27 protein-coding genes are annotated in these 21,924 nt (G+C 47.4%); 12 read left to right on the top strand and 15 right to left on the bottom strand.

Annotated features, from left to right (window positions below; genetic code table 11):
• The 3 genes from QUA88_RS21855 to QUA88_RS21845 form a co-directional block, all read right to left on the bottom strand.
• The coding region (locus QUA88_RS21855) for a calcium-binding protein (RefSeq protein WP_333273801.1) at positions 1 to 1,415 on the bottom strand (1,415 nt) is incomplete at its 3' end.
• A gap of 33 nt (positions 1,416 to 1,448) precedes the next feature.
• Positions 1,449 to 4,736 carry an Ig-like domain-containing protein gene (locus tag QUA88_RS21850; protein ID WP_333209583.1) on the bottom strand — a complete coding sequence of 1,096 codons (3,288 nt, stop codon included), beginning with the start codon at positions 4,734 to 4,736 and terminating at the stop codon, positions 1,449 to 1,451.
• 379 nt (positions 4,737 to 5,115) lie between these two features.
• The gene (locus QUA88_RS21845; RefSeq protein ID WP_333273798.1) at positions 5,116 to 7,326 is read right to left on the bottom strand and encodes a recombinase family protein; all 2,211 of its coding nucleotides are present in this window, start codon (positions 7,324 to 7,326) and stop codon (positions 5,116 to 5,118) included.
• Positions 7,327 to 7,378: 52 nt separating this feature from the next.
• Here QUA88_RS21845 and QUA88_RS21840 point away from each other — a divergent pair, with 52 nt between their 5' ends.
• Both QUA88_RS21840 and QUA88_RS21835 read left to right on the top strand, forming a co-directional pair.
• Entirely contained in the window at positions 7,379 to 8,743 is a 1,365-nt protein-coding gene (locus QUA88_RS21840) for a proton extrusion protein PcxA (protein WP_333055269.1), read from the top strand.
• Between the two features lie 57 nt (positions 8,744 to 8,800).
• The gene (locus QUA88_RS21835; protein WP_333055268.1) at positions 8,801 to 9,070 is read left to right on the top strand and encodes a hypothetical protein; all 270 of its coding nucleotides are present in this window, start codon (positions 8,801 to 8,803) and stop codon (positions 9,068 to 9,070) included.
• Positions 9,071 to 9,389: 319 nt separating this feature from the next.
• Here QUA88_RS21835 and rodA read toward each other — a convergent pair whose 3' ends face one another.
• The 5 genes from rodA to QUA88_RS21810 form a co-directional block, all read right to left on the bottom strand.
• Positions 9,390 to 10,649: a rod shape-determining protein RodA gene (rodA, locus tag QUA88_RS21830; protein ID WP_333055266.1), complete on the bottom strand. Its 1,260-nt coding sequence runs from the start codon at positions 10,647 to 10,649 to the stop codon at positions 9,390 to 9,392.
• Positions 10,650 to 10,979: 330 nt separating this feature from the next.
• On the bottom strand, positions 10,980 to 11,327 hold the full coding sequence (locus QUA88_RS21825) for a VOC family protein (protein WP_190661613.1): 348 nt from the start codon (positions 11,325 to 11,327) through the stop codon (positions 10,980 to 10,982).
• Between the two features lie 61 nt (positions 11,328 to 11,388).
• Positions 11,389 to 11,592: a tetratricopeptide repeat protein gene (locus QUA88_RS21820; RefSeq protein WP_333209663.1), complete on the bottom strand. Its 204-nt coding sequence runs from the start codon at positions 11,590 to 11,592 to the stop codon at positions 11,389 to 11,391.
• A 245-nt stretch (positions 11,593 to 11,837) separates the two neighbouring features.
• Positions 11,838 to 12,239: a hypothetical protein gene (locus QUA88_RS21815; protein ID WP_333233636.1), complete on the bottom strand. Its 402-nt coding sequence runs from the start codon at positions 12,237 to 12,239 to the stop codon at positions 11,838 to 11,840.
• Entirely contained in the window at positions 12,236 to 12,601 is a 366-nt protein-coding gene (locus tag QUA88_RS21810; protein WP_333055262.1) for a PASTA domain-containing protein, read from the bottom strand. Before QUA88_RS21810 ends, QUA88_RS21815 begins: the two co-directional genes overlap by 4 nt.
• A 168-nt stretch (positions 12,602 to 12,769) precedes the next feature.
• Between QUA88_RS21810 and QUA88_RS21805 the strand changes: the two genes are divergently transcribed.
• Genes QUA88_RS21805 through QUA88_RS21785 form a run of 5 tightly spaced genes read left to right on the top strand, consistent with a single transcriptional unit; the run spans position 12,770 to position 14,056 of the window.
• Positions 12,770 to 13,033 carry a type II toxin-antitoxin system ParD family antitoxin gene (locus tag QUA88_RS21805; protein ID WP_333260030.1) on the top strand — a complete coding sequence of 88 codons (264 nt, stop codon included), beginning with the start codon at positions 12,770 to 12,772 and terminating at the stop codon, positions 13,031 to 13,033.
• Positions 13,030 to 13,209, top strand: a complete 180-nt coding sequence (locus QUA88_RS21800; RefSeq protein ID WP_333260032.1) for a type II toxin-antitoxin system RelE/ParE family toxin — start codon at positions 13,030 to 13,032, stop codon at positions 13,207 to 13,209. Before QUA88_RS21805 ends, QUA88_RS21800 begins: the two co-directional genes overlap by 4 nt.
• Positions 13,210 to 13,214: 5 nt before the next feature.
• Positions 13,215 to 13,355 carry a hypothetical protein gene (locus QUA88_RS21795; RefSeq protein WP_333273791.1) on the top strand — a complete coding sequence of 47 codons (141 nt, stop codon included), beginning with the start codon at positions 13,215 to 13,217 and terminating at the stop codon, positions 13,353 to 13,355.
• 33 nt (positions 13,356 to 13,388) lie between these two features.
• Complete coding sequence (locus QUA88_RS21790) at positions 13,389 to 13,709, top strand: hypothetical protein (RefSeq protein WP_333055258.1); 321 nt, start codon at positions 13,389 to 13,391, stop codon at positions 13,707 to 13,709.
• Entirely contained in the window at positions 13,694 to 14,056 is a 363-nt protein-coding gene (locus tag QUA88_RS21785) for a type II toxin-antitoxin system PemK/MazF family toxin (protein WP_333055256.1), read from the top strand. Before QUA88_RS21790 ends, QUA88_RS21785 begins: the two co-directional genes overlap by 16 nt.
• A gap of 164 nt (positions 14,057 to 14,220) precedes the next feature.
• Here QUA88_RS21785 and QUA88_RS21780 read toward each other — a convergent pair whose 3' ends face one another.
• Complete coding sequence (locus QUA88_RS21780; protein ID WP_333055254.1) at positions 14,221 to 14,580, bottom strand: DUF5615 family PIN-like protein; 360 nt, start codon at positions 14,578 to 14,580, stop codon at positions 14,221 to 14,223.
• The gene (locus QUA88_RS21775; RefSeq protein ID WP_333055253.1) at positions 14,564 to 14,815 is read right to left on the bottom strand and encodes a DUF433 domain-containing protein; all 252 of its coding nucleotides are present in this window, start codon (positions 14,813 to 14,815) and stop codon (positions 14,564 to 14,566) included. Before QUA88_RS21775 ends, QUA88_RS21780 begins: the two co-directional genes overlap by 17 nt.
• A 348-nt stretch (positions 14,816 to 15,163) precedes the next feature.
• On the opposite strand from QUA88_RS21775, the gene QUA88_RS21770 reads away from it, so the two are divergent.
• The gene (locus tag QUA88_RS21770; protein WP_333196787.1) at positions 15,164 to 15,427 is read left to right on the top strand and encodes a type II toxin-antitoxin system ParD family antitoxin; all 264 of its coding nucleotides are present in this window, start codon (positions 15,164 to 15,166) and stop codon (positions 15,425 to 15,427) included.
• Positions 15,424 to 15,600: a type II toxin-antitoxin system RelE/ParE family toxin gene (locus tag QUA88_RS21765; protein ID WP_333055251.1), complete on the top strand. Its 177-nt coding sequence runs from the start codon at positions 15,424 to 15,426 to the stop codon at positions 15,598 to 15,600. Before QUA88_RS21770 ends, QUA88_RS21765 begins: the two co-directional genes overlap by 4 nt.
• On the opposite strand, the gene QUA88_RS21760 is transcribed toward QUA88_RS21765, so the two are convergent.
• The 4 genes from QUA88_RS21760 to QUA88_RS21745 form a co-directional block, all read right to left on the bottom strand.
• Positions 15,595 to 16,020: a hypothetical protein gene (locus tag QUA88_RS21760; RefSeq protein ID WP_333055250.1), complete on the bottom strand. Its 426-nt coding sequence runs from the start codon at positions 16,018 to 16,020 to the stop codon at positions 15,595 to 15,597. The two genes, QUA88_RS21765 and QUA88_RS21760, sit on opposite strands and share 6 nt — an antisense overlap.
• A 20-nt stretch (positions 16,021 to 16,040) precedes the next feature.
• Positions 16,041 to 16,361, bottom strand: coding sequence for a hypothetical protein (locus QUA88_RS21755; RefSeq protein ID WP_333055249.1), 321 nt, complete (start codon positions 16,359 to 16,361; stop codon positions 16,041 to 16,043).
• Between the two features lie 87 nt (positions 16,362 to 16,448).
• Complete coding sequence (locus QUA88_RS21750) at positions 16,449 to 16,694, bottom strand: hypothetical protein (protein WP_333273786.1); 246 nt, start codon at positions 16,692 to 16,694, stop codon at positions 16,449 to 16,451.
• The gene (locus tag QUA88_RS21745; RefSeq protein ID WP_333273783.1) at positions 16,691 to 17,059 is read right to left on the bottom strand and encodes a GIY-YIG nuclease family protein; all 369 of its coding nucleotides are present in this window, start codon (positions 17,057 to 17,059) and stop codon (positions 16,691 to 16,693) included. Before QUA88_RS21745 ends, QUA88_RS21750 begins: the two co-directional genes overlap by 4 nt.
• Before the next feature lie 617 nt (positions 17,060 to 17,676).
• Between QUA88_RS21745 and QUA88_RS21740 the strand changes: the two genes are divergently transcribed.
• Positions 17,677 to 18,306, top strand: coding sequence for a tetratricopeptide repeat protein (locus QUA88_RS21740; RefSeq protein WP_333273780.1), 630 nt, complete (start codon positions 17,677 to 17,679; stop codon positions 18,304 to 18,306).
• A gap of 499 nt (positions 18,307 to 18,805) precedes the next feature.
• Here QUA88_RS21740 and QUA88_RS21735 read toward each other — a convergent pair whose 3' ends face one another.
• On the bottom strand, positions 18,806 to 19,690 hold the full coding sequence (locus tag QUA88_RS21735) for a 4-hydroxybenzoate solanesyltransferase (RefSeq protein ID WP_333233624.1): 885 nt from the start codon (positions 19,688 to 19,690) through the stop codon (positions 18,806 to 18,808).
• A 210-nt stretch (positions 19,691 to 19,900) separates the two neighbouring features.
• Between QUA88_RS21735 and QUA88_RS21730 the strand changes: the two genes are divergently transcribed.
• A complete protein-coding gene (locus QUA88_RS21730) occupies positions 19,901 to 21,517 on the top strand; it encodes a Ppx/GppA phosphatase family protein (RefSeq protein WP_333273777.1) in 1,617 nt (538 codons plus the stop codon).
• A gap of 212 nt (positions 21,518 to 21,729) precedes the next feature.
• The coding region (locus tag QUA88_RS21725; RefSeq protein ID WP_333273774.1) for a hypothetical protein at positions 21,730 to 21,924 on the top strand (195 nt) is incomplete at its 3' end.

Here is a 21,924-nt window from a genome sequence, read left to right as displayed (position 1 = left end):
GTGGGGTTAGTTGTTGTCCCCGTTGTGGGGTTAGTTGTTGTCCCCGTTGTGGGGTTAGTTGTTGTCCCCGTTGTGGGGTTAGTTGTTGTCCCCGTTGTGGGATTCGTTGTTGTCCCCGTTGTGGGGTTAGTTGTTGTCCCCGTTGTGGGATTCGTTGTTGTCCCCTCAATGGTGAAGGGATTGTCGTCTACGCGGGGTATTTGAGCTGTAGTGAACCGAGATTCATCTAGCGAGTTCGATCGAACATCAATCAACACCGCCAAAAATTCCCCAGTTTGCCTGTCCCTAATAATCGTGTTGCTAGAATTCGAGCCTTGGCCCTGGAAAATTTCTAACTCTGTAAAATTCAAACCTCCAGCCAGACCGATCGAATCTCCCGGATTAAAATCTCTAATTACATCAGCATCGCCGATTTCGCGGCCGCCAGTAGTAAGAAACCCATTGCTACCGGGCGACGTGCCCACCCTACCGAGAACAAAGATATCCGATCCGTCGCCTCCTGTCAGAGTATCAGATCCGCGATCGCCCGAAAGAATATCATCCCCAGCATCTCCAGACAAAGAATCATTGCCATCGCCCCCGAAGAGCAGGTCATCACCCTCGCCGCCATCACCAGTATCGTTACCAACACCGCCGGTGATAACATCCCCGCCCTGCTGGCCCAACAAAATATCATTGCCAGCGCCGCCAATCAGGCAGTCGTTACCCGTGTCGCCAAAAACAGTGTCACTGCCCCTGTCGCCAAAAATCAGGTCGTCCTCCCCACCACCGCGCAGACAGTCATTGCCTTTACCGCCGTACAGCGTGTCGTTACCTTCAGAACCCAAGACAATATCATTGCCCAGGTCGCCAAAAGCTAAGTCATCGCCCTCGTCGCCAGAAACCAAGTCATCGTCTTTGCCGCCCCGCGCCGTGTCATTACCGCGCCCGCCCTCAACAATATCTTTACCAGCGCCACCGTTGAGAGAATCGTTACCGTCTTCGCCCCTGAGTAGATCGTCTCCGTCCCGACTCAAAAGTGTGTCGTCGCCGGCACCCCCGGCAATCGTGTCATTGAACAAGCTGCCGATTAAATAGTTACTGCCGTCATTTGCGACAACTAAGCCATCGACAAAAAGTGGCTCTGGGGGAGGCGTGGGAACTGTCAGAGTTGGCCGCGGCACAGGCGTGACCGAAATGTCCGGGCCCGTCCCCGTCACCATCGGCGGCTCCGTCCCCGTCATCATCGGCGGCTCCGTCCCCGTCATCATCGGCGGCTCCGTCCCCGTCATCATCGGCGGCTCCGTCCCCGTCATCATCGGCGGCTCCGTCCCCGGCGACGGCGTAGGCTGCGGCACCGTGCCGCTATCCAAACTATCCGCGTTTTCATCGGGTAGCCGCCCTTCGAGAAAAATTAGTGGTACTGCACTTGGCATTGTTCCGACTCCTTGCGACGCTACTCAAAACTACTAAATAAACTTAAAGTCAGATGCAGTAATGACGGTGCTGAGCGCTCCCGGCACTGTAGGAATAGAATTCAACACTGCCAAATCGAAAGCTGGGAGACTGTCATCTGCCACATTCGGGTCGAAGCCGAGAACGTACTTGTTAAAAGTATTGTTCAGGTACACGAAGAAAGCTCCCGTTTTGCTCGAACCGTTTTGATTCTTCAACACTGCATTTATTGCTTGAGCGTTGTCAAATTTAGATTCAAACAAAATGACTGATTGCTTGCTAATGTCGTCGCCGCTAGACCCGATATTCCTGACGATAAAACTGGTGAAATCGAGAGTAGTTCCTGAGTTGGTTAAACCTGCGAAATTTGACGACCTGAACAAAAATCTGTCGGTCTCGCTGCCGTTAGCGTTAAAGTCAGCAATCACGTCCACGCCTTCGCTGGGAGTTTCATAGTAGAAGAAATCATTGCCAGCATCGCCCGTGAGCAAGTCAGAACCGTTGCCACCGCCCAAAATGTCATTGCCTTCACCGCCCGAAAGCGAGTCGTTGTCATCGCCACCCAATACCAAGTCATTGCCGAAGGCGCCGCTGAGACAGTCGCTGCCTGCACCGCCGTCGAGAGTGTCGTCGCCCGCTTGGCCGTCGAGGGAGTCGCTGCCGGCCTCGCCCAACACGTAGTCATTGCCGGAACCTCCTAGTCCCGTGTCGTTGCCTTCTCCACCCAAAATCGTGTCATCGTTGTCGCCGCCCAAGATGGAATCGTTATTGATACCGCCGTCGAGCAAGTTTCTGCCCAGTCCACCGTCTAGGATGTCGTCGCCGGCACCGCCGTCAAGGGAGTCGTCGCCAATGCCACCAAGTAAGGTGTCAATCCCGGCGCCACCAAGTATCGAGTCCTCGCCGGATTCTCCCAATATCGAGTCATTGCCTGTTCCGCCGTCAATGGTGTCGTTGTTGTCACCGCCGCCTAGGATGTCATTGTCATTGCCGCCGAACATCAGGTCGTTGCCCAGTCCGCCGATCAGCGAGTCTATGCCGTCTTGGCCGTCAACGGTGTCGTTGCCGAGTCCGCCGTCAACGGTGTCGTTGCCGATCGCACCCACCAGCGAGTCGTTGCCTGCTTCACCGAATAGGAGGTCGTTGCCGCCACTGCCGTCCATGATGTCGTTGCCCTCGCCCCCAGCGAGGGTATCGTCGCCGGGCCCGCCGACGATGAAGTCGCTGAGGTTGCTGCCTGTAAAGCTGCTGGCCGGGAGTGCGCTGCGATCGACAATATTATCTACCACCGTGATGCTGAAGGATGCCGGCCCGATAGTTGCAGACCCATCGGAGGCTGTAAACGTGAAACTGTCGCTGCCACCTTCTGCCAGCAAGTTGTATTTGACGATGTTGTTGTTGATATCGTCTTGGCTGAATTTGCCGCCGACGTTGAGAAACGTGCTACCCCTTTGGACAAAACCTCTGGTAGCATCGGGGGCTTTAGTAATCGTGTAAACGATTTCCAAGGGGCTGTTGTCGGGATCTGTGATTAACAAATCGGCGGCAGTGATTGTCTGGATAGGATTACTTTTGGCAACCACTACACCGTCGTTAATTATTAGCTGGGGCGGGCTACTGACGTTGATGGTTACTACCGCCTTACTTGTGCCGCCGCTGCCGTCTGAGATCGAGTAGCTGAAGCTGTCAGTACCCGAGAAGCCCGGATTCGGGGTGTATTTGAATACGCCGCCGCCCACGGGAACCAGGCTCCCTTTGCTTGCTGGAGCAAAAGTCGTGACAGTCAGAGCGCTTTGTTCCTGGTCAGTGTCGTTCAACAGAACGTTGAAACTGAGTTCTTGACCCGCAACCGTAGTGAAGTTATCGTTAACTGCTCTTGGAGGTTGGTTAAAGATGGGCGGCGGACTTCCTGTCGGCGTCGGACTTCCTGTCGGCGTCGGCAAATTCGGCGTCGGGAACGTCGGCAGCGGCTCGTCCGGTGTCGGCGGTGTCGGCGGTGTCGGACTTCCTGTCGGCGTCGGACTTCCTGTCGGCGTCGGACTTCCTGTCGGCGTCGGACTTCCTGTCGGCGTCGGACTTCCTGTCGGTGTCGGACTGTCTGTCGGCGTCGGTAGGGGAAGTGGAGTTGCGCTGCCGGGAACTGTGGGGGCAATTACAAATGAGCTTCGCCCTAGGGTTCTGCTGTCTACTCCCGGCAATACTGCTAAAAAGTCGCCGCTGACGCCGTTGCGAATAATCGTACTGCCGGCTTTGGTCTCGGTGCTTTGGAAGATTACCAAATCTTCAAACTTGAGGTCGCCGGTTAACCCGATTAAATCTTCGCCTTGGCGAAAGTCTGTGAAAATGTCGGCATCGGCGATATCGGGGCCGCCTGTGGTGAGAAATGCCGCGTTAGTGCCGTCGCTGCTGCCGCTGGGGGAACTGAAGGCGCCGATGACGAAGACATCTCTGCCTTCGCCTCCTGCCACTACGTCTTTGCCTGCTTCGCCCCAAAGAACATCATTGCCAGCACCGCCGTCCACGATGTCGTCGCCGTCGCCGCCGAATACGATGTCATCGCCGTCGCCGGAAAAAAATGTATCCCCGCCGGCGTTTCCGTATAGCCAGTCGCCTCCTTCGTTGCCAAATACCAAGTCTTCGCCGTCGCCACCGAAGAGCGAGTCATTGCCTTGGTCGCCCCAGAGGATGTCGTCGCCTCGATCGCCCAAAAAGCTATCGTCGCCAGAACCGCCACGCAAGCTGTCGCTGCCTTTGCCGCCGTAAGCCGTGTCTCTGCCTTCGCCTCCGATTACCGTGTCGTTGGCGTCATTGCCATAAAGCAGGTCAGGGTTATTTCCCCCATCGAGGGAGTCGTTATCTTTGCCTCCGTACAGGGTATCGAGTCCTGAACCGCCATCAAGAACGTCGTTGCCCTCATTGCCGAACAGCACGTCGTCATCGTCGTTGCCAAATAGTAAATCGTCGCCTCCGACTCCTTGCAAGGTGTCGTTGCCTTGCAGCCCGGAAATCACGTCGGGGCCGGGACTGCCAGCTAAGGAGTCGTTGGTTTCGGTGCCGCGGACTACGCCGCCGATGATTCCGGGCGAGGTACCTTGGCCTCCGCCCCCTGTGTCGTCTATGTCGCCAATTGTGTCGTCCCCGGAGGGAGGTGTTGGAGGTGTTGGAGTCGGAGTCGGAGTTGGTGTTGGCGTCTCTGGTTCTGGCGTCTCTGGTTCTGGCGTCTCTGGTGTTGGCGTCTCTGGTTCTGGTTCTGGTGTTGGTGTGGGAGGTGGTATAATTACTAATGGCACTGCAGTTGGCATTATTTTGGCTCCTTTAAACGACGATCCCGATTTACTTTAAGAACTGATTAGTATCAGTTTGTTGCCACCAATCTGGCTTAAAATTGATTAATAACCCCATCATTTCTAACATACTAAATCAAAACTGCCACGGCTATAGATATTTTTTAAGCGGGGCATCTTTTGATCTCAAAATATTAATGATTGCACGTTTTGAGGCCTAGGTTGGGTATACTTTAACATCGCGCCATTTCGATAGAACCTAGAAGTCTGGCTTGGAGTCAGCCCGGTGTATTTATCCAGAATCAGAAAAAATAAAAATCTTCGCCGTCATAATTTTTTCTTTCCGAATGTTGAATGCTGAATACAGATTTGCCTTTTGCCTGCAGAAGTGAATGCCTCATGCTGACTGCTGACAAGAAACAGAGCTGTTAATTAGGGGCAGAAGCGGCCCGGTTTGTTCTTGTCCACTGACGGATAGTTCGCTGTGGCACAGGTAAAGCAGGGAACAGCGACTTAACAAATCTAGCAGAATTCGCCGCAGTCGCTGTTGGTCGGCCGCTGTTTCCTCTTCGTTTTCCCAGGGGCGCCCCAGTTGCGATCGCAAAAATAAGGGAGCACCAAACAATGTCGCCGCACCACCACTCAGCCACAGGGGCGAGCCGGCATCCAGCCAAAAGTGCCATTTGTGGGCGCGGCGGCTGCTGCGGTACTGGAAGATGTTGGCGAGGGTGACGGCTCTGGCTGCTGGGCCTTCTGGACGCACTGGAAAGGGGTTGGCGGTGACGGTTCCTTGGCGCAACAACTGGATGAACCGGGCGATCGTTTCTGAGTCGCCGCCGTTTGTTGGTTCTACGCGCTGCATTCGCCCGTTGATTTCCCAGTAGTGGGTGGCGGTTTCCATTAACTCGCGCAGGGCTGCTAGCCGATCGTAGGGCAGGTATCTGTCGTTCATGAGAAATTTCTGGATGGCTCGATCGAGTAGGGCAATTGGACTCGGCAACAGCCGCTCCTGCTGTTGCGATCGCTGTTGTTCGATCCACTCGACAATGTGATCGTAGGCCCTGGCTGCTCGGTGTCCCACTCTGTCCCACCGGGGAAAGGCTGTAATGGGCAGCAATTGAGGTCGATCGATATCTGGACAAAAACAGTGATCGGCGATTAAACCTGCTCTCACTTGGTCGATCGATTTTTGATTGTGAATTTGAGATTTTAGATTGAACGTCGAGTTGGAATCTTCTGTTTCCAATGAACGGTGTTTCTGGCTGCCCAACACTACCAGCATTTCGGCTGCGCCGTCTCGATCGACTAAACGGCCGAGTCCCGGATAAACTAAGGCTAACAAAGTGAGTAAAGCTCGAATCTCTGGGGTAGTCGAGAGGGGACGCTGATCGTTGAGAGATACGGCGGCGATACCATCTCGCGCGAGAATTTCCGTTAAACTGTAACGGGCGATCGCATCCATCCCAGGGGCAATTACGGCGATTTCCTGCGGTTCCACGGCTTGTGACTTCACCGCATCCACGATGATTTCGGCAGTTTCTCGCAGCAGTTGAGCCCGGGAAGTAGTTTGGAGCGATCGAACTTTACCGGGCAAACTGAAGCCTAAAGGATAAAAACCCTCCGTATTAACTGCTAAACTTACCGCTAACTCTCCAATCTCTGCGGCTAAACCCGCTTTTGCGTCCAAATTTTCCACACTTTGACAGCGGCTTTCGAGTTGGGCTAGGTATTCCGTGTCCGCCCCCAAGCCCAAACGCACTCCTCCGTCTGGATTGTAGGAGAACGCCCCCGCTGCACCGAAGTCGAGCATTCGATCGAACAAATGGCGACTTATCGCCGGATAATCGTCAACATCGTCTGCGATCACAGCTTGGTATCTAGAGGCCAAATGCTGCTGGTAACTGACATCCGGCAACAAATAGCGCCAGTAGAGTTCGCAAACAATCCCGTAAGTCAGGAGCCCCCGCGTCAAGCACCACTCCCGCCACCTTTCCAGCAACTCTCCCATGCTAGTCCACAGGTTGGTCGAGCCGCCCTCACCAGCAAATCCCTGTTCCAGAATGCTGGGAAGCTCTTCTCTCGGCGTACCGCTGACAGCAGCAAGTTGTAATAAGTCTAGTGTTCGACGCACCATTCGATTTGGGCTGACCCCTGTTTTTTGCAAAATGCCTTCGTCTAGTTCGCGACGCCAGAGTCTCGCGGCAAGTTCCAGTTCTGTTTCAGGTTGCAGCCGTAGGGGAAATTGAGCCCTCAAATCCAGCGACTGAACTAGCAGGGGCCAAAATAACAATACCTCCTGCTCAAAAAAACCGAAGGGTGTTGTGGAGTGAAAGGTATATTTTCCTTCGGTAGCGACGGCGATGCGATCGGCTAATTCTAGCCGATTGTCTCCGTTAGCTGCTAAGACTAAAATTGCTGGCGCAGTTTGTCCAGCCCGCCTCCGCCCGGAACTCGATCGCCCTGAAACTGTTGCAGGCAGAGGCTTGACAGTTTTGCTCCAAATGCAGAACTGCTCGACTAAACGAGTGGTTTTGCCACTGCGGGCAGATCCGACAATCCAAATTGAATCTTCGGTGGCAGTTCTCAATTTATGTAAATTTGTTACCATACCGTGAATACTTTAATCACTAATGTCTACAGCCAACTAACCAGCTTTAGCTATGAATACTTCTCCGTGGAACAGGATTGTAAAATATCTCTACAGCCTTCACCAATGGTATCGAGAAACGCCTGAGAGAGCTCTAGAACAAGCCTACGATGCTGCGTTAGCAATTAAGGCGATCGAAGACGAGCATTTTGGCGGTCAAGGAATCTCTGAGCGATCGGGAGATTACGGACAAAGCACCCTGTCTTACTTTAAATCCGAACTGCAAAAATACCTCAAGGTCATCCAAACCCGAATGGTTGAGTTTAATGCTAGCCGTTCTTTTTTGGAACTGCCGGAGCGAGTGGGGGCTAAACCCAAAACGGGGGACAGCGCTGATTATCACCAGCACGGATTACATCTCAACAAGAAAGATAGAGAATCCCTTATATTTGAGAAGCTAGAGTTTATTGATGGAGTTATCGACAAGTATATTAATAATAGTAGATCGACGGCAATTGTTCCGGTTGTCAGTTCAGTAAATTTGTCGGCAAAATCTACAAATAGCAGCTCTCCACCCGATCCAAAAAATAAAGGTTCAGCTAATTCTGTTCAAATTCACGATGGTGAGGTTGACACTAACTATGAAGAAGTAAATTTATTACCGCGATCGCTTTTGGGGACTTTGAATCGCATCACTAAAGATTTAGACCCTGGAGCTGAAAAAGAAGTAGTCAAGAATTTTCGCAATTCCAAAGTAAAAACAATTATTTCTCTCAGATTTATTTTGCTTTTGATTTTAGTTCCGCTGTTGACGAATCAAATTTCCAAAAACTTTCTAGTCGGCCCGATAGTTGACCATTTTAGAGGTCAAGAAAATGCTCCCGTTTTCATAAATGTTAACCTGGAAGAAGAAGCATTTCAAGAACTGGAGAGATTTGAGCAGCACCTCAATTTTCAAAGGTTAATAGGCACTGCTCCCTCGCTTTCTTTAGAGGAAACGGAAAAGATGATTGCCGCGAAAGCAGTTGAAATAGCGGAGGAATACCGCGCTGAAAGTGGTGGAGCCATTAAAAATATTTTTGCCGATTTGATTTCCTGCATGGCTTTTGCCGCGATTATCGTCACTAACAAGAAAGAGATTGAGATTTTAAAGTCTTTTATGGACGATGTGATTTACGGCCTCAGCGACAGTGCGAAAGCTTTCGTAATTATTTTGTTTACAGATGTGTTTGTGGGATTCCACTCGCCTCACGGTTGGGAAGTAATTCTCGAAGGTTTATCGAGGCATTTGGGACTACCAGAAAATAGGCAGTTCATATTTTTGTTCATTGCGACGTTTCCAGTTATCTTGGATACGGTATTTAAGTATTGGATATTCCGTTATTTAAACCGGAGTTCGCCTTCTGCTGTTGCTACTTACAAGAATATGAACGAGTAATCAGGGGCGAAGGAAGTTCGGCAACGGATTATGTAGCGGATGTAACGGATGTAACGGATGTCAGTCCGAGGGATGTCAGGAAGAAGGAAGTTCGGCAACGAGCAATGTACGGGATGTAGCGGATGTAACGGATGTCATGAAGAAGGAAGTTCGGCAACGAGCAATGTACGGGATGTAACGGATGTAACGGATGTAACGGATGTCAGGAAGAAGGCAGAAGGAAGTTCGGCAACGAATTTTGTAACGGATATAACGGATGTCAGGAAGAAGGCAGAAGGAAGAAGGAGAAAAAGATGTAATAATAGCAAGGGTTTTAGGCATGAATAACGTCCTCAGTAGGGCCTCGACTGCACAGAGACTGGCTTACCCATAGCGCATAAAAGCATTTATTTTTTGCGTCAGGAGTGGTTTAATTAAGTTGATCTACTTAAGCTGTTAGGACTCTAAATTTTATTGTTGGGGGGGTTCTCGCGCGCACCCCACAAGAACTTTATAAAACTTGACAGTCATCAAGGCTAGGCTCAGGAACTGTAAAATTTAGATGCGCCTAGGCCGATCGAAAAAAAATACGATCGCCCGCAGAATCTCTCGAAAGAAATCAAAAGGGCGATCGCATTCCCAAAACTCATTACCCATTACCAATGACCTAATTCCAACGCTTCTTGCGCTGTCGCTGGCTGGCCACCGCCTCCACCAGCCCCAGGCCGAGAAAATTACTCAGCAGCGACGCATTCCCGTAACTTAGGAAAGGCAGGGGAATCCCCGTAACCGGCGCCAAGCCAATGTTCATCCCAATATTTACGAATACCTGAAAAATCAACATTGACAGTACGCCGATCGCCAGCAAAGAACCAAAATTATCGTTAGCAGTTTGAGCGATCGTCACCAACCTGAAACAAATTACCCAAAAGACAAACAGCACGCAAATGCAGCCAATAAACCCCAATTCTTCGCCAATGGCTGAAAAGATAAAGTCTGTATGCTGTTCGGGAATAAAGTTAAGCTGAGTTTGCGTTCCCTGAAACAAACCCCTGCCTTTCAGTTCCCCGGCCCCAATAGCAATCCGAGATTGAATCAAGTGATATCCGCTACCTAAAGGGTCTTTCTCCGGGTTTAAAAACCCTGTCAGACGCATTTTTTGATAATCCTTGAGTACATTCCAAAAAAGCTGTCCGACTTGTCCAGAAACAACGTTCACCAACACAGCACCGAAAGTCCCCAACCAGGGCCAAGGCAGGGTTCGCCAAGCGATAATACCTGCAACAACTACCCAGGCTACCCAAATCGGTGTATACAGGTTATTGAGGAGAACTGAGATGAGAGGAGAGAATAGCAATATTAGCCAGCCGGGATTGACATTTCCCCAGTAAAACATCCCCATTGTGATCGCGCCGAAGACTAAGGAAGTACCTAAATTTGGTTCGGCAAAGATCAATCCCCAAGGTACAGCCATAATCGCCAGCATCCTCAACATATGACCCACCGTGGGGACAGTCTTGTCGTGCAGGAGAGCTGCTAAAGTGATAATCATGCCTACTTTGGCAAATTCTGACGGTTGCAGGTAAAAGCCGCCGATGTTGATCCACCGCTGGGCACCGAGCCCTGTAGTACCGATAAACCGCACTGCGATCAGGGACAAATTGATTAATATGTAAATCGGCCATTTCCACTCAATCAGTGTTTGGTAACGGCAGCGGGAAATGATGATGGCGAGGATCAAACCCACTGCCCCAGTTACCCAGTGCCGCCACCAGTCGATCATCCCCTGGTTGATTTCGACGCTGCGGATCATGACTCCCCCGAAGATGGTGAGGGCGATGCAAGCGCCAAACAGCCAAGGGTCTGCTTCTTCCCAGGGTTTGAAGATTGATTTCCAGCGGTTTCTGACTTGTATTCTCTGCAACATGAGGATTTTAGATTTTAGATTTTAGATTTTAGATTATCGAGCCGATTTTCGGAAGTTGTGGATATATTTTGGATTCACAGCCTGCACCTTACTTGAGAAGCCTCGGTGTAAGTATGTAACTTTATTCGGCGAGTTTTAGGGAGGTTCCGGGAACGGAAGAAGGAACGCCTGCGCCGGGTATCTGGGTATTCTATTTTTTTCTGGGCGCTTACTTAATTTAGTTCGCGCACGTGGTCAGAAACCGGGTTTTTGTCGAGAAGACGCACTGCAACTCGCAGAAACCGCTAAAAACCCGGTTTCTTGGGTTTTGATTCGTAAGCCCTAGAATCGTCAGGCCGGTTCGTAAAGGTACTCGAAGCCGTTCCCATCTGGATCTCTGCCGTAAAAGGATGCAGTACCGTCGCGGTGTTCGTGGATGTGGGTGACGGAAACACCATCGGCTTTGAGTTGTTCGTAGGCGGATTCCATTTCGGTGCGATCGTCAAATACAAACCCAAAATGCGGCCCTGCTTGGTCGTAACTCGGACTCAACAGCGCCAATCCGTCCTCTCCTGCTTTCAAATAAGCCCAGTCTGCATCTTTCCAGACTAACTCCATACCCAAGTTGCGGTAGAATTCAGCAGACTTCTCTATGTCTTGCACGCAGACGGCTACGTGTCCCAATCGTTTTAGTTTCATATCTACAAAGTTTATGGTTGTTCTTTCGTTTATTGTATCTATTTTCTGATTTATTTCTGAATTAATTAGGTATTTTTTCAGTTTTTTGGGTCGCAGCTAACTGTACTTTTTCTACTTGTTTGCTGGCGTCCATTTCGCTGAACAGTTGAAGGGCGCGCTCAAAATTTTCTTGAGTTTTCTCGATGTTACCAAGTTTTTGTTCTGTTAGTGCTAGTTGATAGCAAGCTTCGGCTCGGTCTAATTTAGCGCTGGCTCGATCGAGTATTTCGATTGCTTCTGCATGGTGCTGCAGGGCTTGGTCAAATTCTCCCGGTTCTCGGTACAGCGCTGCTATACCGCTGAGAGATTTGGCTTTGATGGTAGTGTACTGGTTTTGGTCGGCCTGGGCGATCGCCCTTCCGAATTATTAGAAAGGGATCTCGCTCTTTTTTAACCGCAGATGGACGCAGATTAACGCAGATGCAGGAAGGGATCTCGGTCTTGTGATTCATAAAGCTTAAAAAATAGGAGTTAATTTTTAACTTCCTGAAAAATCTTATAGTGTTCGCAAATTATTTCAATAAAAATATCCCCTTCCAACCGAAAATGACTCAAAGCAGATAAATCTAAATTAGCCGGAAAATTGAAAGGATAGGACAGGGAAGATAAGAAAGTTTCAGCCTTTTCTTCAAGCTTTCTGAGTTCGACTTCTCCTACCCAAAAACAGTAATTTTCATCATCGGAATTGATGGGGCGAGAAATCACTAGGTGAAGAATGCGATCGAACTCGATCGCTACATCTCCCACTTCGGGCCCAAAGGTGAAGTCTAAACGCAAGCCAAGATTTTGAGGGCGGAGTGAAACTCCTACTAAATCGGCACTTTTTAAGTCTTCTAAAAAGGTTTTGAGGTTGAGTGCGAGATCGGTTGTCATAGAATCACTTTTTCTCCGGTATTATGTGTCTTAGCCCCTGGTTCAAATTTTATTTGATTTCCATCTCTATTGTATCTACGACGGTAAGTTTTGCCCTCCGTCCCCCGTATATGAGGTCCTGTACGGACTATTTCACCATTTGGTCTAATATGAATGATACTGCCGTCTGGATGTTCAAAGGTTTGATAGCCACCTTTTGTGCTGGTTTGAAATTGGAAGCCGTAACTCTCCAGTATGGCGATCGCTTCTGATAAGGTTTGTCCTGTCAAATCTGGAAGTTTTTGTGCGGCGGGATTCATTGGTTGTGAATGGGAAAGATTTTGAGCGATCGCCATTTTGATTATAAAACGGGCGATCGCCATGATTGATGAATGATGAGCGAGATCCTTTCTGAATCAGGATGAGAAAGGGCGATCGATCTTCCCAATTTCTTCTTAAAAAATTACTGGTTGTGAGACTTAACATAAAATGGCAAAATCTGCCATAATAAGATAACGAGTTAAATGAGGTAAGTAATACCAGTGACAAGCATGAATATTTCTCTGCCTGACTCAATGCGAACTTATATAGAAGAACAGGTAGCCCAAGGGTGTTATAGTACAGCTAGCGAGTATTTTCGTGAGTTAATTCGCCAAGACCAAAAACGCAAAGCTTCAGAACGTTTGGAAGCGATGTTATTAGAGGGTTTGGAATCGGGAAATCCTACCGCGATGACGGAGGAAAATTGGATGGAGATTCGTCAAGCTGTGCGATCGCGTATTTCCCAGCAGCGGGGGTTGCAGGGAGAAAAATGACCTCGATCCAAAAACGTCCGCAAGTTATCGGCGATTTGATTGAATTAGCCACTTACATGGCGGAAGATAATATGGATGCTTCCGATCGCTTTCTTGTCGCGGCCGAAGAAACATTTAAACAATTAGCACAAACGCCAAAAATGGGAAAACTCTGTCAATTTTTCATCCTAATTTAATCGATGTGCGACAACAAGCTATTAAAGGTTTTAGAAGATATCTGATTTTCTACCGTTTCATAGACTCAGAGGTAGAAATTTTGCGCGTGATTCACGGGGCACGGGACATCGAAGATATCTTGGATAATGTTGATGAGACAGATTAAGAGCGATCGACTGGTATTTAGGAATTTTGGGAAATGTATGTTATCATTAAAGTGGCAGTTTATTTAATCCTAGTTTTCAAGAGTAATACACCAAAGCTTTCCAGAATTTTTACTATGATGAAAGAGCAAACATTTGAACTGGATGAATCTCAGATAAAATTTCTCCAAAGTTGTCAAAAGTATGGATTTAAAGACGCAAATGAAGTAGTAAGAATCGCAATTAAACGCCTGGAATTAGCATTAGAAGCGGAGCGATTGGAAGAATCCGCTGCTCTCTATGCAGAAATCTATAAGGAAGATACAGACTTGCAAGAATTGACGGAATTAGGTTTAGAAGAATGGCTGAAGTTATAAAATTGAAACGCGGTTTAATTATTGAAGTTAATCTCGATCCAACAAAGGGTTCTGAAACGGGGAAAATTAGACCTTGTGTTGTTGTGACTAACAATACTTATAATGAGCGAGTTCCTGTAATCCAGGTTGTTCCAATTACTGCTTGGAGTGAAAAAAAAGCCAAGATTAAAAGTAATGTAGAGATTGAACCGTCTCAAAGAAATGGATTAACAAAAAAATCTATTGCTGATTGTTTGCAAACGCGCCCTATTGATTATAGTTCTCGTGGGGTAGATATCCGAGGTGAACTTGAACCAGAGGTGATCGTAAAAATCGATCTAGCTCTCAGAATCGTGTTTGCTTTGTAATTTTCAAGCTTTTAAAGAAGAAATAATCAATAGGTTACGAGGCGATCGCCCTTCATGATTATAAGACGAGCGATCGCCCTTCTGAATTATCCTGATCAAGGACGATCGATCTTTTTTAACCGCAGAGGGACGCAGATTAACGCAGATGCAAGAAAGGCGATCGATCAAGGACTAATGGAAACAACATCCCCAGCATCATTAATGCGAACTGCCGAACCTGCTGGCAGCGACGATATCATAGTGCTAACTTGTCTCATCAAAGGTACTAGATGGTCGGGCCTCGTACTGCTAGAATCTAACACCACAATTGTAATAGCACGACTTGCGAGATTTTGTTGATAGGGAAGATTTTTATCCGCAGTGATAAAAACATCAAAAGGATGATTCTCCGATCTCTCCAGAATTTCCCTATCTTTTAAGCCTCTCCACCCCATGTCATAAACATTGCTGATTGAATGACCCTCGTCTAAGAAAGGTTGCTTGAGTTTTTGACTCAAGAGATTTTCATCAAGCAGTATAAGCATTTGAATGATTTTCGAGCGAGAGCATCATTTTAGTGAGATTTTCTAGCACTTTAATTGCCTGACTTTCTAGGTAAGGAAAATCCTTAATAAATTCTGCGAAACCGCTTTCACCTTCGAGGTAGTCGAAAAAAGTCTTTAAGGGGACGCGGCTGCCAACAAATACGGGGACACCGCTCATAATTTCTGGATCGCGGTGAATAATTCCTTTTCTTTGCAGTAATTCTTCTATTTTCACGGGCTTTACTCCTTTATATCAAAAGAAGTGGGCAAGTCTAGCTGTAAATGATGGGTAATTATATCATAAATTTAGCAGAAGCGAGATCCTTTCTGAATGTGACAGAGAAAGGGATCTCGCTCTTTTTTAACCGCAGATGGACGCAGATTAACGCGGATGCAGGAAGGGATCTCGCCATGATTGATGAATGATGGGCGAGATCCTTTTTGAGTCTGGTCGATCGAGGGCGATCTATCTTCCCAATTTCTTATTACAAAATTACAGGTTGTGTGAGGCTTGACAAAAAATGGCAAAATTTGCCATAATAAGATAACGAGTTAAATGAGGTAAGTAATACCCGTGACAAGCATGAATATTTCTCTGCCTGACTCAATGCGAACTTATATAGAAGAACAGGTAGCCCAAGGTGGTTATAGTACAGCTAGCGAATATTTCCGTGAGTTAATTCGCCAAGACCAAAAACGCAAAGCTTCTGAACGTTTGGAAGCGATGTTATTAGAGGGTTTGGAATCTGGAAATCCTACCGCGATGACGGAGGAAGATTGGATGGAGATTCGTCAAGCTGTGCGATCGCGTATTTCCCAGAATCAGGGGTTGCAGGGAGAAAAATGACCTCGATCCAAAAACGTCCGCAAGTTATCGGCGATTTGATTGAATTAGCCACTTACATGGCGGAAGATAATATGGATGCTTCCGATCGCTTTCTTGTCGCGGCCGAAGAAACGTTTAAACAATTGGCCCAAACGCCGAAAATGGGAAAACACTGTATTTATCTCCTTTTATGAACTGAGTGCTAAGGGTTGTTTGACCAATTGTTCGACAACTAGCGATCGACAAACAGCTTCAATTTTATTATTTCCACCAATTTCAAATAACAGATGCAGCCACTCATTAGGAGAAAGGGATAGATTTTCTAACCAAGGAGAGGGAGTAACTTGCTCCCAGCCGACGATTGTACCGAGGTTCGCAGGCTTTTGATTTAACCGATCGGGATTTGGGTTGAGTTGTACATCAAGTCGAATGCAGGTTTTGAGGATAATGTTTAAAAATTGGTCATTGGTAGCAACTTCAGAAGTAGAATTAGTTGAATTTATCTGCCAATAGTAGTTGAGATTGAGGACATAATCATAGGGAAATTGCCACCCCATCGATAGCAATTCTGATTCGGTAAAATCGTATTGTTGCCAAATTTGTTGAAAGTTCATAATCTGACGAATAAATGGGATTAAGGGAGCAGAATAAAGTGGGTGTCTCCACGACTTCCAGGTTTTCCTGATGCGTTTAGGGGTTGTTCTGCGGGTGCACCTCCTCCTGGGCCATTGTAAACACGAGCATAGGATGAACCATCAGGTTGAGTCATAATTCTGACACTGTATTGAGTGTCTGGGCTTGTCCAAATTGTACCTGCACCGCTTTTTGAACCACCTCTAGCTGGAGTGAATATCCAACCCGAAGCAGTAAGTTCTGTTTCGAGGGTAGTTTTATCGATTCCACTGACAAGGAAATTGAGAACATCTGTGACAGCTAGGATGTTACCTGATGACATAGTTCAGGGAAGTTGGGTTTTGGATGGGGTGCATGAGCACTGGTAGGAGCGATCGCCATGATTGATTATAAAACGGGCGATCGCACCCTATTTTTTTTGGGGAGATTCTACCAGTTCTGATTCCTGAAGACGTTGCGATAATAGGCAATCTTCAAAGCTGAAAGCTTCTGAGTCTATAAAACTTGCGATCGCCATTTCGATCGCAGCTTCCAGAGAACATTCTAGCTGCGTAGCTTTTTCCATCAGGGCGACTTTCACATAGTCAGGCAAATGGGTCATCAGCGAATGAATAGCTTCTGGTGGTAAGTGTTGGATCTTGAGGGTCTGAGTCATTGTTCTCTGGGGATTTTAACGTTGTAGGGAGGATTTGTAGCTTGAAGGATGAGGGTTTCTAATTCATATAATAACCCTGGTTTTTGCCATTGGTTGAGGGTAACGAAGGCGATCCTCACATCATCAGGATCGTAGCGATGGAGCCAGCCCCAGAGGAAGGCTTTGTGACCACCTCGGAGTCGATCGCGGAGGTTCTTGGCTTTGCCGATGTAGAGCAATCCTTGAATGCGATGTCGAAAGGCGTACAAACCAACTCTAGCAGGAATTGTGTCGAAGTCGTGGCTGAGAGGATGGCATCGATCGAAGGGTGTAAAGGCGAGAGTGTCTAGAATTTGGCGGGCTTCTTGCTGGATGGGGTTGGTCATGGAAATTGCCAGATGCAAGCGGTTATTCCATCCTACAAGTAGAAGCGATCGCCCTTCTGAATTATTAGAAAGGGCGATCGGTCTTTTTTAACCGCAGATGGACGCAGATTAACGCAGATGCAAGAAGGGCGATCGCCATGATTGATGAATTATGGGCGAGAGCCTTTCTGAATTATTAGAAAGGGCGATCGCTATAATTCCAGATAGCGCTGCAAAATCTCTTGTGGACGAGATAGAATTCTTGATTTTCATCGAAGTGGGCGAATAGCTGCGGAATGCGATCGTGGCTACCTAACTTGTTCAGGTGTTGAGGCTCCCTTTAAAACAGGCGTTTGGCTTCTTGCAGCAAGAATGGTTCATTGGACTGGGGCTTGAATCTCTTAACCACACGCGGGGGCTTGTCAGGTAGATATTCGTCCTGTGCTAAGTAGGTTTCGCCAAATCCACCTTTACCCAATGAGCTGATTATGTAGTAATGTCCGCCAATAGTTTTGCCGATAATTATTTTGTTGTGATAATATTATTGATAATTATCAAACACTCGGATCGGATTCGGCGTACTTCTGTGAACCGTCGGGGAAGCAGCTTCATTAAAATTCAATAACTGGAATAAGGCAATGACTACAAAATCGCTCGCAGATTACGATCGGGCTATTCAACTTAATCCCAACGATGCTAATGCCTACTACAATCGGGGTTCAGCCAAATCTGCCCTAGGGATAAACCAAGATGCGCTCGCAGATTACGATCGGGCTATTAAACTTAATCCCAACAATGCTAATGCCTACGTCAATCGGGGTTCAGCCAAATCTGCCCTAGGGATAAACCAAGATGCGCTCGCAGATTACGATCGGGCTATTCAGCTTGATTCTAACTTTGCTAATGCCTACAGCAATCGGGGTTCAGCCAAATCTGCCCTAGGGAGAAAAGAAGATGCGATCGCAGATTACGATCTGGCTATTCAGCTTGATTCTAACTTTGCTAATGCCTACGTCAATCGGGGTGCAGCCAAATCTGCCCTAGGGAGAAAAGAAGAGGCGCTCGCAGATTACGATCAGGCTATTCAGCTTAATCCTAACAATGCTATTGCCTACTACAATCGGGGGACTGTCAAATCTGCTATTAACGACAAACAGAGTGCAATCGAAGATTACCAAAAAGCCGCTGATTTGTATAAGCAACAAGGGAATACAGGTATTTGGTATCAACGGGCTGTTGACAACGTGAAAAAACTATCCGAACAGTAGCGATAAACTGAGAATAATCATGCCTTCAGATGACTCACCAACTCCTGAAAAGTATAAGTCCGGCAAGGGTTGAAACCCCTGTCTAATAGCTAAAGTCCTCTTAAGAGGACTGAAGAACTCATTAGTCCTCTTAAGAGGACTTTAGCTATTAGACAGGGAATTCATTCCCTGGCGGACTAGCGGGTGGGCGGGAGAACTTGGCGGGCTTTCAGGCTTAAGTTGACACTCCTTGGGCATTGCCGTGTCCCTACACTTCATAAACTTGGAATACGCTGTATTTTTGATAGTTCCAGTAAAGTGTGAAAGCAGGCTCATAATTATACCTCATTCGCTGACATTAACCGTTTGATATACGGATATAATTATTACACTAACTGCCTCGACACCAACTACTAATCGCCTTTAGCCAAAGTAGAATCATCTAGAAAAAGCAATCAAATTAGTAGAGGACAAAATTTTCGGGTGCGAATAAATTATCCTCCAGTCACCTAGCCGGAGTCTAAAAAATCTCCCCAACAATCATCCCCGCCAATATGACAAACCCCACCCAAACATTTTGACGAAAGATTTGACCGTAAACAAGCTTAGGAATATCCGCATTCCGCAGTTGACTGTACTGCAAAAACCACAAAATCGCCGCCGCAATAATTGCCAACCAAAAACCAATGTGCAAGTGTAAATTAATCCCCATCGCCGCTAACAAACCGACAGTACCAACAAAGAAAAAGCCCACAGCATTAGCAGCATTATTCCCGAAAAATATCGCGCTGGAATTCACTCCCAAACGCAAATCGTCTTCCCGATCGCTCATTGCATAAACTGTATCAAATCCTAACGTCCACAGCACGACTGCACCCCACAGCAACCAAGTCGCTAATTCTAGTTCTCCCACGGCGGCGCTCCAACTAATTAAAACGGCAAAACCCCAAGCAATTGATAACACTAATTGCGGCACTGGAAAGAATCGTTTTGCCAGTGGATAGCAGATAATTACTGGTACGGCGGCGACACACAGCCAGAAACTTAAAGGATTGAGATAAAAAGCGAGAATCGCCGCGCAAGCAAAGGAAATTAATGCAACTCCTATCCCAGTTTGCACGGTGAGGGCGCGGGATGCTAGCGGGCGCGATCGCGTTCTTTCTACTTCGGGATCGATATCGCGATCCCACAAGTCGTTGATGACGCATCCCGCCGCACTCGTGGCTAAGGTACCCAATACAATCACACCCACCAATGCTGCGGGCGGCCTCCCGTCTGCTGCTAAAAAGACGGCCCAGAGGGCTGGAATCATTAAAATCAGCCTTCCTGCTGGCTTGTCCCATCTCAAAAGCCTCACGACGGTTAGCAATGTGGATTCGGGTTGGCGATCGGGCTCTTTAAGCATTTCAATTCTAGATTTGATATTTTTAACTTTAGATTTTATCAAATTTTAGGCACAATCACTTACTATCTCTGCTGCCGATCGCACTTCTGCCGAAATTTAAAACAGGTAAAAGTCTTGACCAGTCAGCACTTCCCGATTTGTGCTAATTTAATAGAATGCCTAACTGGATTCGTGAAATAATCATAAATATCTGTCAACCCCGATACTCCAATGGTTAATTCACTTCCGTCTGCGGAGTCAAATCGCATTATTGCTGCTATTGATATGGGTACTAACTCATTTCACATGGTGGTGGCGCGCATCGATCCGAAATTGCCCGCGTTTACGATTATTGCTAGAGAAAAAGATACGGTTCGGTTGGGCGATTGTGAGGTTAAGACAGGATGCTTGAAGTCCGAGGTTATGGAAAGGGCGATCGCCACTCTGCGCCGTTTTCAAGATATTGCTAAAACTTTCAATGCTGAACAAATTATCGCTGTGGCTACCAGTGCGGTTCGGGAAGCCCCTAACGGGCGGGATTTTCTCCAACAAGTTGCTGAAGAATTAGACCTGAATGTGAGTTTAATTTCTGGTCAAGAAGAAGCGCGGAGAATTTATCTCGGTGTTCTTTCTGGTATGGAGTTTAACAATCAGTCCCAGGTGATTATTGATATCGGGGGCGGTTCTACGGAGTTGATTTTAGGAGACAGTTCAGAGCCTCGCTGTCTCACCAGTACAAAAATTGGTGCTGTTCGCTTAACAGGACAATTTGTTAAAACTGACCCGATTACTAGGGAGGAGTTTGCTTATTTGCAAGCTTATATTCGTATTTCGCTGGAAAGACCGATCGACGAATTGCGATCTCAATTCCATGAGGGCGAACCTTTGCGCTTGATTGGCACTGCTGGAACCATCGAAACTCTGGCTGCAATTAACGCTCGCGAAAAGTTGGGAACAGTGCCGAGTCCGCTGGCTGGATATCAGTTAAGTTTAAAAGATTTGCGCGATTTAGTCAATCGTTTTCGCAAACTTTCTTATGCCGAAAGGTTGGCAATTCCGGGAATGTCGGACAAGCGGGCGGAAATTATTCTGGCAGGATCTATGATTTTGCAGGAAGCTATGATACTATTAGGAATTGAATCGCTGACTGTTTGCGATCGCTCTCTGAGAGAAGGCGTAATTGTTGACTGGATGCTTAGCCACGGTTTGATTGAAAACCGCTTGCGCTATCAAGGTTCCATCCGCCAGCGCAGTATTCTCCACATGGCTGACAAATATCAAGTCAATTTAGAACAAAGCGAAAGAACCGCAGCATTTGCGCTCAATTTCTTCGACCAAACTCAAGGAATTCTACACTATTGGGGAAGCGAAGAACGCGAGTTGCTGTGGGCTGCCGCGATTCTGCACAACTGCGGTTTGTACGTCAGTCATTCAGCGCACCACAAGCATTCTTACTATTTAATTCGCAATGGTGAGTTATTGGGCTACACTGAAACTGAGATTGAAGTAATTGCCAATTTGGCTCGCTATCACCGGAAAAATCCTCCTAAAAAGAAGCACGAAAATTTTATTATTCTTCCGAAAAAATACCGGGAGGTTGTCAGTAAGTTGCATCCTTTTCTGCGGTTAGCTGTGGCTTTAGACAGGCGGCAGATTGGCGCAATTTCTGATTTTAAATGCGAATACCGCCCGGAAGTTCGAGAGTTTCACTTACGGTTGCAGCCGCTCAATCCCGAAGACAATTGCGCTCTGGAACTCTGGAGTTTGGATTATAAAAAGCCGTGTTTTGAATATGAGTACAATCTCAAATTAGTGGCAACTTTGGAACCGACTCTGGTTCCGGTTTAAATACAAAGCCGAGCCTGAAAACGAGAAACTGTAGGGTGCGCGCGTCCCCTACAGTTTTAACTTAATCCCAAGTCTACTACCAATATTGTGTTTGACTCTACAGTCCTCCCGATCGCCCTAGCCTGCCTTCAGAAGGCAGCGTGGATTAATTTTAGAGAGGAGAAATCAATGCAATATGACTATTTGCTGACGCTATACGAAAGATTGAAGTAATGTCTCATATCATGTCCGGTCGAGCGATCGCGATTAAAGGCCGGGGCGGGTTTACAGATTTTCCGGTTTCTATTCAATATCTTGGCGAACCCGCCCCTACAGAAATCATGGTTAATTGGTTAGAGAGTCGATGGCAGAGTGTCCCCTACCATCTCTCCTACAAAACCGTGCTTGCGACTTTCACCGCACACGGC

Source organism: Microcoleus sp. D3_18_C2 (genome assembly GCF_036702395.1).
Lineage (GTDB): Bacteria > Cyanobacteriota > Cyanobacteriia > Cyanobacteriales > Microcoleaceae > Microcoleus.
This window is presented reverse-complemented; position numbering and strand designations above follow the sequence as displayed.

Bases quoted from the DNA above. Each gene is read 5' to 3' on its own strand.
- QUA88_RS21850 (WP_333209583.1), bottom strand. From the start codon at position 4,736: ATGCCAACTGCAGTGCCATTAGTAATTATACCACCTCCCACACCAACA.
- QUA88_RS21845 (WP_333273798.1), bottom strand. From the start codon at position 7,326: ATGGTAACAAATTTACATAAATTGAGAACTGCCACCGAAGATTCAATT.
- QUA88_RS21840 (WP_333055269.1), top strand. From the start codon at position 7,379: ATGAATACTTCTCCGTGGAACAGGATTGTAAAATATCTCTACAGCCTT.
- QUA88_RS21835 (WP_333055268.1), top strand. From the start codon at position 8,801: ATGTCAGTCCGAGGGATGTCAGGAAGAAGGAAGTTCGGCAACGAGCAA.
- rodA (WP_333055266.1), bottom strand. From the start codon at position 10,649: ATGTTGCAGAGAATACAAGTCAGAAACCGCTGGAAATCAATCTTCAAA.
- QUA88_RS21825 (WP_190661613.1), bottom strand. From the start codon at position 11,327: ATGAAACTAAAACGATTGGGACACGTAGCCGTCTGCGTGCAAGACATA.
- QUA88_RS21815 (WP_333233636.1), bottom strand. From the start codon at position 12,239: ATGACAACCGATCTCGCACTCAACCTCAAAACCTTTTTAGAAGACTTA.
- QUA88_RS21810 (WP_333055262.1), bottom strand. From the start codon at position 12,601: ATGGCGATCGCCCGTTTTATAATCAAAATGGCGATCGCTCAAAATCTT.
- QUA88_RS21805 (WP_333260030.1), top strand. From the start codon at position 12,770: ATGAATATTTCTCTGCCTGACTCAATGCGAACTTATATAGAAGAACAG.
- QUA88_RS21800 (WP_333260032.1), top strand. From the start codon at position 13,030: ATGACCTCGATCCAAAAACGTCCGCAAGTTATCGGCGATTTGATTGAA.
- QUA88_RS21790 (WP_333055258.1), top strand. From the start codon at position 13,389: ATGTATGTTATCATTAAAGTGGCAGTTTATTTAATCCTAGTTTTCAAG.
- QUA88_RS21785 (WP_333055256.1), top strand. From the start codon at position 13,694: ATGGCTGAAGTTATAAAATTGAAACGCGGTTTAATTATTGAAGTTAAT.
- QUA88_RS21780 (WP_333055254.1), bottom strand. From the start codon at position 14,580: ATGCTTATACTGCTTGATGAAAATCTCTTGAGTCAAAAACTCAAGCAA.
- QUA88_RS21770 (WP_333196787.1), top strand. From the start codon at position 15,164: ATGAATATTTCTCTGCCTGACTCAATGCGAACTTATATAGAAGAACAG.
- QUA88_RS21765 (WP_333055251.1), top strand. From the start codon at position 15,424: ATGACCTCGATCCAAAAACGTCCGCAAGTTATCGGCGATTTGATTGAA.
- QUA88_RS21760 (WP_333055250.1), bottom strand. From the start codon at position 16,020: ATGAACTTTCAACAAATTTGGCAACAATACGATTTTACCGAATCAGAA.
- QUA88_RS21755 (WP_333055249.1), bottom strand. From the start codon at position 16,361: ATGTCATCAGGTAACATCCTAGCTGTCACAGATGTTCTCAATTTCCTT.
- QUA88_RS21750 (WP_333273786.1), bottom strand. From the start codon at position 16,694: ATGACTCAGACCCTCAAGATCCAACACTTACCACCAGAAGCTATTCAT.
- QUA88_RS21745 (WP_333273783.1), bottom strand. From the start codon at position 17,059: ATGACCAACCCCATCCAGCAAGAAGCCCGCCAAATTCTAGACACTCTC.
- QUA88_RS21740 (WP_333273780.1), top strand. From the start codon at position 17,677: ATGACTACAAAATCGCTCGCAGATTACGATCGGGCTATTCAACTTAAT.
- QUA88_RS21735 (WP_333233624.1), bottom strand. From the start codon at position 19,690: ATGCTTAAAGAGCCCGATCGCCAACCCGAATCCACATTGCTAACCGTC.
- QUA88_RS21730 (WP_333273777.1), top strand. From the start codon at position 19,901: ATGGTTAATTCACTTCCGTCTGCGGAGTCAAATCGCATTATTGCTGCT.